This window comes from Streptomyces sp. iso_384 (genome assembly GCF_056172905.1).
The window spans coordinates 5,870,137-5,883,399 of record NZ_JBWBTT010000001.1; the positions used below are offsets into that span (position 1 = coordinate 5,870,137).

General features: G+C 71.0%; 16 protein-coding genes. 1 reads left to right on the forward strand and 15 read right to left on the reverse strand.

Going from position 1 to position 13,263, the window contains the following annotated elements:
- Window positions 1-232: 232 nt before the first annotated feature.
- The 14 genes from AC0VY3_RS26215 to AC0VY3_RS26280 form a co-directional block, all read right to left on the reverse strand.
- Window positions 233-1,855: a YifB family Mg chelatase-like AAA ATPase gene (locus tag AC0VY3_RS26215; protein ID WP_103507118.1), complete on the reverse strand. Its 1,623-nt coding sequence runs from the start codon at window positions 1,853-1,855 to the stop codon at window positions 233-235.
- Window positions 1,855-2,214, reverse strand: a complete 360-nt coding sequence (locus tag AC0VY3_RS26220) for a YraN family protein (RefSeq protein WP_103507119.1) — start codon at window positions 2,212-2,214, stop codon at window positions 1,855-1,857. Before AC0VY3_RS26220 ends, AC0VY3_RS26215 begins: the two co-directional genes overlap by 1 nt.
- Window positions 2,215-2,375: 161 nt before the next feature.
- Window positions 2,376-2,684 carry a DUF2469 domain-containing protein gene (locus AC0VY3_RS26225; RefSeq protein WP_003965949.1) on the reverse strand — a complete coding sequence of 103 codons (309 nt, stop codon included), beginning with the start codon at window positions 2,682-2,684 and terminating at the stop codon, window positions 2,376-2,378.
- A gap of 64 nt (window positions 2,685-2,748) precedes the next feature.
- Window positions 2,749-3,237, reverse strand: coding sequence for an NUDIX hydrolase (locus AC0VY3_RS26230; protein WP_475550729.1), 489 nt, complete (start codon window positions 3,235-3,237; stop codon window positions 2,749-2,751).
- Window positions 3,234-3,989: a signal peptidase I gene (gene lepB / locus AC0VY3_RS26235; protein WP_475550730.1), complete on the reverse strand. Its 756-nt coding sequence runs from the start codon at window positions 3,987-3,989 to the stop codon at window positions 3,234-3,236. The genes AC0VY3_RS26230 and lepB (AC0VY3_RS26235) overlap by 4 nt, the downstream gene beginning before the upstream one ends.
- A 49-nt stretch (window positions 3,990-4,038) precedes the next feature.
- The gene (gene lepB, locus AC0VY3_RS26240) at window positions 4,039-4,953 is read right to left on the reverse strand and encodes a signal peptidase I (RefSeq protein WP_103507122.1); all 915 of its coding nucleotides are present in this window, start codon (window positions 4,951-4,953) and stop codon (window positions 4,039-4,041) included.
- A complete protein-coding gene (gene lepB, locus AC0VY3_RS26245) occupies window positions 4,856-5,932 on the reverse strand; it encodes a signal peptidase I (RefSeq protein ID WP_475550731.1) in 1,077 nt (358 codons plus the stop codon). Before lepB (AC0VY3_RS26245) ends, lepB (AC0VY3_RS26240) begins: the two co-directional genes overlap by 98 nt.
- Window positions 5,925-6,695 carry a signal peptidase I gene (gene lepB / locus AC0VY3_RS26250; protein ID WP_475550732.1) on the reverse strand — a complete coding sequence of 257 codons (771 nt, stop codon included), beginning with the start codon at window positions 6,693-6,695 and terminating at the stop codon, window positions 5,925-5,927. The genes lepB (AC0VY3_RS26245) and lepB (AC0VY3_RS26250) overlap by 8 nt, the downstream gene beginning before the upstream one ends.
- Before the next feature lie 45 nt (window positions 6,696-6,740).
- A complete protein-coding gene (rplS, locus tag AC0VY3_RS26255; protein WP_003965955.1) occupies window positions 6,741-7,091 on the reverse strand; it encodes a 50S ribosomal protein L19 in 351 nt (116 codons plus the stop codon).
- Window positions 7,092-7,220: 129 nt separating this feature from the next.
- Window positions 7,221-8,042: a tRNA (guanosine(37)-N1)-methyltransferase TrmD gene (gene trmD, locus AC0VY3_RS26260; RefSeq protein ID WP_475550733.1), complete on the reverse strand. Its 822-nt coding sequence runs from the start codon at window positions 8,040-8,042 to the stop codon at window positions 7,221-7,223.
- Complete coding sequence (rimM, locus tag AC0VY3_RS26265) at window positions 8,042-8,638, reverse strand: ribosome maturation factor RimM (RefSeq protein ID WP_242736924.1); 597 nt, start codon at window positions 8,636-8,638, stop codon at window positions 8,042-8,044. Before rimM ends, trmD begins: the two co-directional genes overlap by 1 nt.
- Window positions 8,639-8,785: 147 nt before the next feature.
- On the reverse strand, window positions 8,786-9,025 hold the full coding sequence (locus AC0VY3_RS26270; protein WP_003965959.1) for an RNA-binding protein: 240 nt from the start codon (window positions 9,023-9,025) through the stop codon (window positions 8,786-8,788).
- Window positions 9,026-9,027: 2 nt separating this feature from the next.
- Entirely contained in the window at window positions 9,028-9,468 is a 441-nt protein-coding gene (rpsP, locus tag AC0VY3_RS26275; protein ID WP_475550734.1) for a 30S ribosomal protein S16, read from the reverse strand.
- A 157-nt stretch (window positions 9,469-9,625) separates the two neighbouring features.
- Entirely contained in the window at window positions 9,626-10,219 is a 594-nt protein-coding gene (locus AC0VY3_RS26280; protein WP_003965961.1) for a hypothetical protein, read from the reverse strand.
- Window positions 10,220-10,670: 451 nt separating this feature from the next.
- Between AC0VY3_RS26280 and AC0VY3_RS26285 the strand changes: the two genes are divergently transcribed.
- Complete coding sequence (locus AC0VY3_RS26285) at window positions 10,671-11,555, forward strand: methyltransferase domain-containing protein (protein WP_475550735.1); 885 nt, start codon at window positions 10,671-10,673, stop codon at window positions 11,553-11,555.
- A 78-nt stretch (window positions 11,556-11,633) separates the two neighbouring features.
- On the opposite strand, the gene ffh is transcribed toward AC0VY3_RS26285, so the two are convergent.
- Window positions 11,634-13,184 (reverse strand): signal recognition particle protein, encoded by a 1,551-nt coding sequence (gene ffh / locus AC0VY3_RS26290; RefSeq protein WP_359144819.1) that lies wholly within the window; start codon window positions 13,182-13,184, stop codon window positions 11,634-11,636.
- Window positions 13,185-13,263: the final 79 nt, after the last annotated feature.

Genomic DNA, 13,263 nt, shown 5'->3' on the forward strand with positions numbered 1-13,263 from the left:
CGGTCGCCATCGTGACCGCCGCTCCGGCCGCGGCCTTCGCCCCGGTCTCCGTCGCCGTCCCGGCCCTCCCGGTCCGCCTCCGCGCCACCCCCGTACCCTCGTCCCGGTCCGCACCCCGGCTCGTGCTCCCGCCCCGGCTCCACCCCGCCCTTCGGTTCGAACCCGCGCTCCCGGCCCGCTTCGCGTCCCTCGTCCCGCTCCGGCCCGTGCCGGCGCTCTCCCATCACTCCGGTCACCGCTCCCCCGCCCCCATCGGCACCCCGCGCTGGATGCCCGTCCGCAGTTCCAGGGCGACCGCCACATCGGAGTCGTCCGGGCGGTCCGCACCCCGCAGGTCCGCCACGGTCCAGGCCACCCTCAGCACCCGGTCCAGGCCCCGGGCCGTCAGGGTGCCGCGCTCCAGGTCCCGCTCCGCCGCCGCCAGCGCTCCCGGAGCCGCGAGCAGCCGGGTCCGCAGCTCATGGCCGGGCACCTCGCTGTTCGTGGTCCACGGGGTGCCGGCCAGCCGCTCGGCCGCCCGCGCCCTGGCGTCCCGTACCCGTGCGGCGACGACGGCCGTCGACTCGCCCCGGCCGCCCTGCCCCAGCAGGTCCGCGCGGCCGACCGGCTCCACCTCGACCCGCAGGTCCACCCGGTCGAGCAGGGGCCCGGACAGGCGCGCCTGGTAGCGGCGGACCACCGAGGGCGGGCACTCGCAGCCCGCGCCGGTGAGCGTGTGCCGGCCGCAGGGGCACGGGTTGGCGGCCAGCACCATCAGGAACCGGGCGGGCAGCCGCACCACTCCCGCCGCCCGCGCGACCACGACATGACCGGACTCCAGGGGCTGGCGCAACGCGTCGAGGGCCTTGCCCGAGAATTCCGGGGCCTCGTCGAGGAAGAGGACCCCGCGATGGGCCAGGGACACCGCCCCGGGCCTCGGGATGCCGTTGCCCCCGCCGATCAGGGACTGCATGGTCGCCGAGTGGTGCGGGGCGCAGTACGGCGCCCGGGAGACGAGCGGTTCACCCGGGGGGAGGATGCCCGCCACGGAGTGGACCGCCGTCACTTCGAGGGATTCCTGCCGGGTCAGCGGCGGCAGGACCGCCGACAGCCGCTCGGCCAGCATGGTCTTGCCCGCGCCCGGTGGACCCGAGAACAGCAGATGGTGTCCTCCGGCCGCGGCCACCTCCAGGGCCCGGCGCGGACGCGGCTGCCCCGCGACGTCCGCCAGGTCGTGCCGGTGCCCGTCACCGCGCGCGGAGGCCGGGGCGAGCCCCGCGCCGAGGCCCGTGCCGGGGATCATGAGCCCGGCGAGCATGGCGTCGGGGCGCCCTTGGTCGTCCGCGGGTTCCTCGGACACCGGTTCGTCGCACAGAACCGCGATGAGCTGGCGCAGGCTCCGGACCCCGAGGACCGAGACCCCCGGCACCAGGGCCGCCTCCCCGGCCGACTGCTCGGGGACGACGACCTGCTCGTACCCCGCTTCGGCCGCCGCGAGGACGGCGGGCAGCACGCCCCGTACCGGTCGCACCCGGCCGTCCAGACCCAGTTCGCCGATCATCACCACATCGGCGATCGCGGCGGGGTCGATCCGCTCCGCCGCACCGAGGACAGCGCAGGCGACGGCGAGGTCGAAACCCGAACCGCTCTTCGGCACGGAGGCCGGGGAGAGCCCGACCGTGAGCTTCTTCTGCGGCCACTCGGACCCGGAATTGACCACCGCGGCCCGCACCCGGTCCCGGCTCTCCACCAGGCTCTTGTCCGGCAGTCCGACCAGGGTGAAGGCCGCCACCCCCGGCTCCAGGTCCGCCTGGACCTCCACCACCACACCCTCGACGCCCACCAGCGCCACGGAACACGCTCGTGCGAAGCCCATCAGGACACCCCCCGGGCGTGCTCCGTGACCGGGGCCCCGCGCCGGGGCACGATCACGCCGATCAGGTCGATGCGGACGCCGCCGGACGGGGGCCCGCCGTGCCGGTCGAGCCAGATCTCGGCGAGCCGTCGCAGCCGGTCCGCCTTGACCGGGCCGACCGCCGCCATGGGGTGTTCGAAAGTGTCTGACCTGCGGGTCTTCACCTCACAGAAGACCAGGGCGTCACCGTCTCTGGCCACGATGTCGATCTCTCCGGCGCGGCAGCGCCAGTTGCGCTCGACCACCGCCATTCCGGCTTCGGACAGCAGCCGTGCCGCCAGATCCTCGCCGTACCGCCCGAGTGCCCCCCGTGCGTTCATATCGGCACCACCTCCGGCACCGACTGTGACCCGGCCCGCCCGAAGATGTGGATCTTGGTGGACAACTCCGCGGATGTGGAAAACCCGGCCACCCACACGGGTGACCGGGTCGCTCACTGCAACGCGCGTATCGGCGGCCCCGCACCGGGGGCCGCGCGGGGTCAGCCTCCCGGAAGTTCCAGATCGCTCTTGTTGAGCTCTTCGATGTTGACGTCCTTGAAGGTCAGCACGCGGACCTGCTTGACGAACCTCGCGGGCCGGTACATGTCCCAGACCCAGGCGTCCGCCATGGACACCTCGAAGAAAACCTCACCCTGGACCGAGTGCACCTGCATCTCGTAGTCGTTGGTGAGGTAGAAGCGCCGTTCGGTCTCGATCACATATTTGAACAGACCGACGACATCGCGGTACTCCCGGTAGAGCTTCAGCTCCATCTCGGTCTCGTACTTCTCGAGGTCCTCGGCGCTCATGGCATGTTTCCCCTTCAGCCGTGCGTGCCCCCATTGTGCGTCAGCCTCCGGCGCCCTTGAACGATTAGACGATTTCGGGGGCCAGAACCAACGGATCACGCGGGGGACCCTCGTCGAGAAGCGTGCGCAGCAGCTCGGCGAGTCTGGTCGGGTACACCGTCTCACGCGTCGCGAGCAGTTCGGCGGAAGTCCACCACCTCAGACCGGCGACGCTGCGCAGTTCCAGGTCGGTGAGGCCCTGCGGGGCGGTGGCGGTCTGCGTCGTGCGGGCCAGGTAGTACCACTCGTCCTGGTCCCAGCGCCGCCCGTCGAACGGGAAGGAACAGATCCGGGTCCAGAGCAGCGGGCCCAGCTCGATGTCCGTGATGACGGTCTCCTCGGCGAGCTCGCGGCGGGCCGCCTGCTCCCGGGTCTCATCGCCCTCCAGACCGCCTCCCGGGGTGAACCACCAGGTGTCGGCCGGGTCGTCCGGCTCGTGGCCGTGCAGAAGCAGTACGCGGTCGTCGGGGTCCAGCAGGACCACTCGGGCGACCCTGCGGTTCTCCGAGGTCACCGGGCCCCTCCGGCGACCGTCCTCCGGCGGGCCAGGCGCCCCGCCACGGGCCCGTACACCGCGCCACCGAGGATCAGGACCACTCCCACCAGGATCGCGCCCAGCTGGAGCGGCAGGGGCCCCGCGGCGGACACCCCGCCGGGCAGCGCGGCGAACGAGGAGGGCCGGCTGATCATGCCGTTCATCGGCCAGGCCACCGCGTCCACCCGGGCCTGTACGGCGCTCAGCGGTACGGAGCCCTCTCCGGCGTCCTGGAGGTGGACCCGGGAGTCCAGGGAGGTGGCCCGTTCGTCGCCGAGCAGGAAGATCTGGCCCTCGGGCACGGTGGCGGAGAAGTCCTGGGGCGAGGCGGGGGCCGCCGCGCCCGGAGCCGCCGGGTCCCGGTCGAGATACGGCTCGTCGACGGGGGTTCCGTTGACGGTGAGCCGCCCTTCCTTGTCGCAGCAGGCCACCTCGTCGCCGCCGACCCCGACGACGCGCTTCACCATCGCCGTGGCGCCCCAGACCTCATCGGTGAAGACCACCACGTCACCGCGCCGGACCTCGGCGCCGTCTATCCGCTCGGCGAGCACCCGGTCGCCGGGGTTCACCGTCGGCGCCATGGAGTCCGTCGGGATGGTGTACGGCTGGTAGACCACCGCCGCCCAGACGAAACCGCCGAGGAAGAGCACACAGCCGACGGCCACGGCCAAGCCCGACATCATGGCGCCGAGCCGGCCGCGGCCGTCGTCCTTGCGTTGTGTACCGCTCATCCCAGCGCTCCCCCGTCGGAGATCGACAATCGCTGATCCGAGCGGCACCCTACCCGGCGGTACGCCCGGCGGTCAGCCTCCGGCGGCGCCACAACACGAGGGGCACCGCTCCGGCTACGCCCAGTGCCGCCGGGGCCATCGCAGCGGCCGCGTTCAGACCGGGCTGGTCGAAGGTGTCCGGGACCGGGAGGGTCGCCCAGCGGCCCAGCGGCCAGGCGACGACGACGGCGCGGCCCACGACCTCGTCCGTGGAGACCGTGCCCTCTCCGGGGAGCTCCTGGTGGTAGCGCGAGTCCAAAGAATTCTGCCGGTGGTCGCCCATGACGAAGATCCGGCCGTCCGGCACCTTGATCGGGCCGAAGGGCTTGTCGTTGCACGGGGTGTTCCCCGGGAAGATGAACGACTTCTCGTCCAGGCTCTTCCCGTTGACCGTGACGGGCCCGTTCTCCTTGCACTCCACGGTGTCGCCGCCGACGGCGACGACCCGCTTGATCAGGTCCTTCTCCTCGGAGGACGGCATCAGGCCGATGAAGCTCAGGAACTTCTGCACCGCGTTGGGCTCCGGGGTCGCGGTGTCCTCCAGCCAGCCGCCCGGATCGTGGAAGACCACGACCTCGCCGCGCTCCGGCTCGGAGCCGAACCACGGGGTCAGCTTGTCGACCAGCACCCGGTCGCCCCGCTGCAGCGTGTTCTGCATGGAGTCCGAGGGGATCGAGAACGCCTGGACCAGGAACGTCTTGATCAGCAGCGCGAGGACCAGGGCGATGCCGACGAGCAGCGGCAGCTCCACCCAGAAGGAACGCTGCTTCTTGGGACGACCGCCACGGCCGCCCGGGTTGTCGCCGTCGTCGCCAGGGCCGCCGCCCTCACCGTCCGGCGGGACCCCCGCCCCGCCCGCGGGAGACTCGTCGCGCTCCGGCCGGTCCTCGGGTTCGTCGTGTCCGGATCGTGCGCCGACCGCCAAATCCCCCACATCCACTCCTCAGTACGTGCCACTGCCGGCGCCCCATCGGACGCAGGCCCACCACTCCCATAACGAGCGGGAGTTCCGCAGGGGTCGGGAGCCGGACCATTCCATCGCGATCCGGAGGTGCCACACTATTCGACGGTGCCGGAACCGCTGCCTCCGATGCGCGCGCGTCCGGGACCGCGGTGAAGGTGTCGCGTTCTTCCAGGGTGCTCCAGTGGCCGAACGGCCAGGCGATCACGACGGCCCGCCCCACCACCTCCTGCTCGGAGACCGTGCCCCGGTCGGGTTCGTCGAGGTGGAAGCGGGAGTCGGCGGAGTCGGACCGGTGATCGCCCATCACGAACAGCCTGCCCTCGGGGACCTTCACCTCGAACGAGATGGTCGAGGGCCGGTCGTCGGGGTGGAGGTACGTCTCGGCCAGCGGTACGCCGTTGACGGTGATCCGGCCGTCCTCGCCGCAGCACTTCACGGTGTCGCCGCCGACCGCGACGACGCGCTTGATCAGGTCCTGCTCGTCGTCGGACGGCAGCAGCCCGATGAAGGTCAGCAGCTCGGTGGCCTGCTTGACGCCGATCGGCGGGTCCTTCTTCTCTCCGGGGTTCTCCTGCTGGAGCCAGCCGCCGGGGTCCTTGAAGACCACGACGTCGCCGCGCTCCGGCTTCGATCCGAACCACGGGGTCAGCTTGTCCACGAGCACCCGGTCGCCGATCCGGATGGTCTGCTCCATCGACCCGGACGGGATGACGAACGCCTGGACCAGGAAAGTCTTCAGGACGAGCGCGATCAGGAGCGCCACGACGACGAGGACGGGTATCTCCCGCATCACGGACCTGCGGCGCTTGCGCCGGACCTTCCTGGCGAGCTTGCGGCGCTCCGCCCGGGTCGGCAGCGAGCGCGGCCCGGTGGGCCTGGTCCCGGTCGGCAGGGACGCGTCGGGGTCGGGTGCGCCGCGCGGACGTCCGCGGTTACCCATGCGGCCCGCCGGGCGACCGTACGCCGCCGAAGGCGCCGGTCCCTTCCAAGGAGCCCGTCCGGGCCGGCGGCCAGCCCAGCCAGTCCACCCGGCCGGTCACCCGCTCGACGGGGACCATCCCGCCGCCGGGCGAGCCGAGATGGTCCCGGGAGTCGCTGGAGCGGCTGCGGTGGTCGCCCATCATCCACAGGGTGCCAACGGACACCACGATGTCGAAGGGCGCCCGGGAGGCGGTGTCACCGGGGTACAGATACGGCTCGTCCACCACGGTGCCGTTGACCGCGAGCCTCCCCTTCGCGTCGCAGCACACGACGCGGTCGCCGCCCACGCCCACCACCCGCTTCACGTAGTCGGTGTCGGCGGGCTCCGCGAGCCCCAGGGAGGCCGCCGCTCCGCGCACCAGTCCGGTCAGCGGGTTCGCGTCGAGGTCCTCCCGTACGAACGATCCGGTGCCGTCGAAGACCACCACGTCGCCGCGCTCGGGCTCGGCGCCGAAACGGTACGCCAGCTTGTTGACGAGGACCCGGTCCCCGACCTGCAGCGTGGGCTCCATCGAGCGGCTGGGGATCAGGAAGGGCTGGACCACGTAGGAGCTGAACAGCAGCAGGGCGACGGTGGCCAGGACCGCCCCGGTCAGCACCCGCCGCCAGGTCAGTACGGAGGCGACGCGGTCCCGCGTACGCGAAAAGCGCGACCCCTCCCCGGACCCCGCATCGGGTTCCGGGGAGCGGTCGCGCTCCGAGTGCTGTGCTTGCGTCTCCATCGCGGCCGAAGCTTATCCGGCCACGCTGTGAACGCGGGAAGCAGCTCAGTTGTCGCGCTTCTCCTTGATCTTCGCGGCCTTGCCGCGCAGCTCACGGAGGAAGTACAGCTTGGCGCGACGGACGTCACCGCGGGTGACGAGCTCGATCTTCTCGAAGATCGGGCTGTGCACCGGGAAGGTGCGCTCGACGCCGACGCTGAAGGAGACCTTGCGGACCGTGAAGGTCTCGCTGACGCCCGAGCCCTGGCGGCGGATGACAACACCCTTGAACTGCTGGATACGGGAGCGGTTGCCCTCGATCACGCGCACGTGGACGTTGACGGTGTCACCGGGGCGGAACGCCGGGACGTCCGAACGGAGGGTGGCGGCGTTGACGCCATCGAGCAGGGAAGCCATGGTTTCTGCTTTCTTCGCCGATGCCACAGGTCATCGACGGGATATCGAGAGGAGTCAGGAGTGCTGATCGCGTCGGGCGGGCGTCTTTCCCCCTGTGGCAGGGGCGCACACCGGACGTACAGCAGCGGCCTATTCTTCCACGGCGGTGGGCCTGCGCCAAAATCGGCCGCCGGGCTCCGGTGCGAAGCCCAGGATGGAGAGGATCTCGCGGTCCTTCTTGTCGAAGGCGCTCGCCTCGCACCGCTCGATCAGATCGGGCCGGTTGAGGGCGGTCCGGGCGAAGGCCTGGTCCCGCCGCCAGCGCGCGATCTTCCCGTGGTGGCCGCTGAGCAGCACGTCCGGAATGGACCGGCCGCGCCACTCGGGCGGCTTGGTGTAGACGGGCCCCTCCAGGAGGTTCGCCATCGCTCCGGGCGCGAAGGAGTCGTCCCGGTGGGACTCGGCGTTGCCGAGGACGCCGGGCAGCAGCCGGGCCACGGCCTCCGTGATCACCAGGACGGCCGCTTCCCCGCCGGCCAGTACGTAGTCCCCGATGGAGACCTCGACGACCCGCAGCCGGGTGGCGTACTCGTCGATCACCCGGCGGTCGATGCCCTCGTACCGCGCCGGGGTGAACAGCAGCCAGGGTGCGGCGGAGAGTTCGACGGCCAGTTCCTGGGTGAACGGGCGGCCGCTGGGCGTGGGCACGACGAGCACCGGGGAGTGCGCCCCGGCCTCGTAGCCGTCGGCCAGGGCCTCGTCCAGCGCCTCGCCCCAGGGTTCGGTCTTCATGACCATGCCGGGGCCGCCGCCGTAGGGGGTGTCGTCGACCGTGTTGTGCCGGTCGTACGTCCACTCCCGCAGGTCGTGGACGTGGACGTCCAGGACGCCGCGGGCGCGGGCCTTCCCGACCAGGGAGACGTTCAGCGGTTCCAGGTACTCCGGGAAGATCGTGACGACGTCGAGCCGCATCAGGCGTCGCCCTTCGGCGCCTCGTCCGCGTCCCCGGAGGCCGCCTCACCGGTCTCCTCGTCGCGGGAGGAGGCGACCACGGCCTCGCTCTCGTCGATCAGACCGGGCGGCGGGGTGATGACCGCGCGCTGCTCCTCCAGGTCGATCTCGGTGACGATCTCCTCCACGAAGGGGATCATCACCTCGCTGCCGTCGGGGCGCTCCACGATGAACAGGTCCTGCGAGGGCAGGTGCGAGATCTCGGTGATCCGGCCGATCTCGGTGCCGTCGGCCAGCACCACGTCGAGGTCGATCAACTGGTGGTCGTAGAACTCGTCCTCTTCCTCGGGCAGTTCCTCCGGGTCCACCTCGGCGATCAGCAGGGTGTTGCGCAGCGCTTCGGCGGCGGAGCGGTCGCGTACGCCCTCGAAGCGCAGCAGGAGCCTGCCGCTGTGGACCCGGCCGGTCTCGATCGTCAGCGGACCCGTCTCCGCCGGTTCGGTGGCCAGGACGGCGCCGGGTCCGAGCCGCAGCTCCGGCTCGTCCGTTCGTACCTCGACGGTGACCTCGCCCTTGATGCCGTGGGCGCGGCCGATCCGCGCGACTACCAACTGCACGCTGTTCTCCGATTGGTGGGTGGGGACGTCGGCCCTCACGGAAACGTCCGGCTCACGGAAACATCCGGAACGTCCGGGTGGCCGACGACAAAGGCCGGGGACGGCCCGAAGGCCCTCCCCGGCCCTGGCCGGTGTTCAACTCGCTGATCAGCGAACCTGGTCCACATCGACGAGGTCGACACGGATCCCACGGCCGCCGATGGCACCCACGACCGTACGCAGAGCGCGAGCGGTGCGGCCGTTACGGCCGATCACCTTGCCGAGGTCGTCGGGGTGGACCCGGACCTCCAGCACGCGTCCGCGACGCAGGGTGCGCTCGGCAACCTGCACGTCGTCGGGGTTGTCGACGATGCCCTTCACGAGGTGCTCGAGAGCCTCCTCGAGCATGCTCAGGCCTCGGTCGACTCGGTGGACGCGGGGGTCTCAGCCGCCTCGTCCGCCTTCTTGTCGGACTTCTTGGCCTTGGGGGTGATGGCCTCACCCTTGGCCTCGTCGCCGTCCGCGGACAGCGCCTCGAACAGCGCGCGCTTGTCAGCCTTGGGCTCCGGCTGCAGCAGCGGCGCGGGGGCCGGGAGGCCCTTGTGGGCCTGCCAGTCACCGGTGAGCTTCAGGATCGCGAGGACCGGCTCGGTCGGCTGGGCGCCGACGGACAGCCAGTACTGCGCACGCTCCGAGTTGACATCGATGCGCGAGGGGTTCTGCACCGGGTGGTACAGGCCGATCTCCTCGATGGCCCGGCCGTCACGGCGGGTACGGGAGTCGGCGACGACGATGCGGTAGTGAGGCGAACGGATCTTGCCCAGACGCTTCAGCTTGATCTTGACTGCCACGGAAGTGGTGTCTCCTGGTCTATGACGTGGTTGGGCACAACTAGATGCCACGTGGGGTTGCGGTACTCGGAGTGCCCGATGGACGCGTCAGCCGGAGGAGAGAGGGGTCCTGTGCGACTGTCGAGTACAGCTAGCCATTGTGCCACACCACATCGGCTCACCCCACCGCGACCGCCGCTTCCGGGATCCGGAACGGCTTGCCGCAGCCGCCGCAGACGATCGGCGCCTGCGCCAGGACCGACGGGACGACGCGGACGTTGCGTCCGCAGTCGCAGACGGCCTTGACCCGCACGCCGCCCCCGGAGGAACCGTGCCGGGCGGCAGGTCCGCGGAAGGAGCGTTTGGTGTCGGCGGCGGTGGCGACGGTGTGCGCCTTGAGGGCGCGCTGCAGCCGTTCGGTGGTCGGACGGTACCGGCGCTTGGCTTCCGGATTTAGCGTGACCAGGGAGAATCCGCTGCTGGGATGGGGTTCCTCGGCATGATCGAGGCCCAGCTCCTCGGCGATCGCGAGGAAACGTCGATTGTGGTAGCGGCCGGCGCGGGAGGTGTCTCGGACTCCTCTCGCGGCGGCGATGCCGTGGACTGCCTCGTGGAGCAGTCGCTCGAAGGAGAGCTCGGCGCCACAGGCGGACGAGGACTCTCCGATCAGGGACTCGGGCGCGGCAAGATCGGGCAGCTCGGGGTGGTACCGCTGAATGTCGGCCCACGCCTGTGCCAGCTCTGCGGCAAGTACAGGTGGTGTCGTGCTCACGTCGTGATAACGAGCCCGAGTGCTCCGGTGTTCCTATTCCGGGGCATCCCAAATAATTTGCACGTACCAGTCAGTTGCCGTTGATGCGTCCGGACGAGGGCGGGTACGCAGAACTGCGGAGAAGACGCACAGCTCGCACCAAGGTGGTGCACAGCTCGCGGTGCGCCGGGCGCTTCGGATGTGAGGTGCGCGGGCGGCCCGCGGTCCTGACGAATCCGCCCGAGAGACTACCCGCCCCGTCGCTCGACGTGCCCGGCGCGGGGTGTCGGGTAAGACTGGTCGGAGAGCAGACGCGGAACGGGGCGCACGAACGGTGCACGCAAGCACTGCCCCACACCCCCTGGACGGAACGGCGGATGCGCAGTTCTCTGGCTACGGGGGTGCGGAACATACGCACACGGGGGAGTCCACTCGGGCACGACCGACCTCTTGGCGGATTGGGGCACTTTCCATGACACCAACGCTCGTCCGGAACCAGCCGGCCGCGGACGCCTCCGCGCCGGCGGACGCCGGTACCCGCGCACGCGACTGGGCCGAGATCCAGGAACGCATGCTCGCGCCGCTGTACGAGGCGGTGTACGACCGGATGGAAGTCGGGGCCGCCACCCGGGTGCTGTCCCTCGGCTGCGGCTCGGGCCTCGCGATGCTCGTCGCGGCGGCCCGGGGTGCGCACGTCACGGGTGTGGACTCCGACCGGGAGCGCCTGGCGCTGGCCCGCGCGCGGCTGCTGCCGGACGACGGCTGGGACGACGCGCCCGCGCACTCCCCGCATCCGGCCCGCCGTCGGGCCCGGCTGCTGGAGGACGGGCGGCCCGCGCCCGCCGGCGCGGACGGCGCTCCGTACAACCTGATCACGGTCTTCGAACCGATCGGCTGCGCGGCCGGGGACTCCGAGGGGCTGGTGCCGGCGCTGCGGTCGGCCGTGCCGCTGGCCGTCCGGGGCGCCTCGGTGGTGCTGACCGGCTGGGGTCCGCCGGAGCGCTGCGCCACGGCGGCGGTGCTGCGGGTGGCCGCGCGGCTGGCGGAGTCGGCGCGTCCGCCGCGCACCGAGCCCGGCAGGTGGCGGCCCACACTCCGGGACGATCTGGAGGACGTGGCGGCGCGGGCCGGGCTGAAGCCGGACGGTTCGGGGCGGGTGTCCTGCCCGTTCGGGTACGCGGACGTGAACAGCGCGGTGCGCGGACTGCTGTCCACCGGGCTCTTCGACGCCGCCGTACGGGCCACGGACCGCTCCCAGGTGGAGAAGGAGGTCGCCGAGGCCCTGCATCCGCATCGGCGGCAGGACGGCACGGTGTGGATGCCGAACGTCTTCCGCTATCTGGTCTGCGTGACCTGAGCGCGTACGTCCGCCGGACATGCGTAAGGGGCGCCCTCTCTCAAGGGCGCCCCTTACGCATGTCTCATGCCGTGCCGCTTACATGAACTTCTTGAACTCGTCCGGCAGCTCGAAGTTCTTGTCGTCCTGGGCGGGCAGACCGAACGCGCCGCCGCTCTGGGCCGCCTGCTCACGGCGGGCCGCCGCGGCCTGCTCCTCGGCCTTGCGCTTCATGGGGTTGCCACTCTTGCGCTTGCCCTTGGCCTGCTTGACCTGCTTCTTCTGCCGGCCGGGGCCGCCACCCATGCCGGGCATCCCCGGCATCCCCGGCATGCCGCCGCCCTGAGCCATCTTCGACATCATCTTGCGGGCCTCGAAGAAGCGCTCCACCAGGCTCTTGACCGCGGAGACCTCGACGCCCGAACCCTTGGCGATACGGGCCCGGCGCGAGCCGTTGATGAGCGTCGGCTCGGCGCGCTCCTTGGGGGTCATCGACTTGATGATCGCGGCGGTGCGGTCGATGTCGCGCTCGTCGATGTTGTTGATCTGGTCCTTGATCTGCCCCATGCCGGGCAGCATCCCGAGCAGCTTGGAGATGGAGCCCATCTTGCGGACCTGCTCCATCTGCGCCAGGAAGTCGTCGAGGGTGAAGTCCTTCCCACCCTTGCTCGACTGCAGCTTCGAGGCCATTTTGGCGGCCTCTTCCTGGCTGAACGTCTTCTCCGCCTGCTCGATCAGGGTGAGCAGGTCACCCATGTCGAGGATGCGGGAGGCCATCCGGTCCGGGTGGAACGCGTCGAAGTCCTCCAGCTTCTCGCCGTTCGACGCGAACATGACCTGCTTGCCCGTGACATGGGCGATCGACAGGGCCGCACCACCGCGGGCGTCGCCGTCGAGCTTGGAGAGGACCACGCCGTCGAAGCCGACGCCGTCGCGGAAGGCCTCGGCGGTGTTGACCGCGTCCTGACCGATCATCGCGTCGACGACGAAGAGGATCTCGTCGGGGCTGACGGCGTCGCGGATGTCCGCGGCCTGCTGCATCAGCTCCTGGTCGATGCCGAGGCGGCCGGCGGTGTCGACGATGACGATGTCGTGCACCTTGGCCTTGGCGAACTCGATGGAGTCCTTGGCGACCTGGACCGGGTCGCCGACGCCGTTGCCCGGCTCGGGGGCGTACACCGCGACGCCCGCGCGCTCGGCGACGACGCTCAGCTGGTTGACGGCGTTGGGGCGCTGGAGGTCACAGGCGACGAGCAGCGGGGAGTGGCCCTGGCCCTTGAGCCAGAGGCCGAGCTTTCCGGCGAGCGTCGTCTTACCGGCGCCCTGGAGGCCGGCAAGCATGATCACGGTGGGCGCGGTCTTGGCGAACCGCAGCCGCCGGGTCTCGCCACCGAGGATGGCGACGAGCTCCTCGTTGACGATCTTGACGACCTGCTGGGCGGGGTTCAGCGCCTGGGAGACCTCGACGCCGCGCGCCCGCTCCTTCACATTGGCGATGAAGGCCCGGACCACGGGCAGGGCGACGTCGGCTTCCAGCAGGGCGATACGGATCTCGCGTGCCGTGGCGTCGATGTCCGCCTCGGACAAGCGGCCCTTGCCCCTGAGGTTCTTGAAAGTCGCGCTAAGGCGGTCGGAGAGAGTATCGAACACGGCGCTCGTCGGTCCTCAGGGTCGGGGGCGGGGCAGGTCAATCGCCCTCCAGGGTATCCGTCCCCCGGAGAACACCAAG

Coding starts and splice junctions, on each gene's coding strand:
- AC0VY3_RS26215 (WP_103507118.1), bottom strand. CDS start 1,855: ATGGGCTTCGCACGAGCGTGTTCCGTGGCGCTGGTGGGCGTCGAGGGT.
- trmD (WP_475550733.1), bottom strand. CDS start 8,042: ATGCGGCTCGACGTCGTCACGATCTTCCCGGAGTACCTGGAACCGCTG.
- AC0VY3_RS26270 (WP_003965959.1), bottom strand. CDS start 9,025: ATGCTCGAGGAGGCTCTCGAGCACCTCGTGAAGGGCATCGTCGACAAC.
- lepB (WP_475550731.1), bottom strand. CDS start 5,932: ATGGGTAACCGCGGACGTCCGCGCGGCGCACCCGACCCCGACGCGTCC.
- lepB (WP_475550730.1), bottom strand. CDS start 3,989: ATGAGCGGTACACAACGCAAGGACGACGGCCGCGGCCGGCTCGGCGCC.
- AC0VY3_RS26220 (WP_103507119.1), bottom strand. CDS start 2,214: ATGAACGCACGGGGGGCACTCGGGCGGTACGGCGAGGATCTGGCGGCA.
- AC0VY3_RS26285 (WP_475550735.1), top strand. CDS start 10,671: ATGACACCAACGCTCGTCCGGAACCAGCCGGCCGCGGACGCCTCCGCG.
- lepB (WP_475550732.1), bottom strand. CDS start 6,695: ATGGAGACGCAAGCACAGCACTCGGAGCGCGACCGCTCCCCGGAACCC.
- AC0VY3_RS26225 (WP_003965949.1), bottom strand. CDS start 2,684: ATGAGCGCCGAGGACCTCGAGAAGTACGAGACCGAGATGGAGCTGAAG.
- rplS (WP_003965955.1), bottom strand. CDS start 7,091: ATGGCTTCCCTGCTCGATGGCGTCAACGCCGCCACCCTCCGTTCGGAC.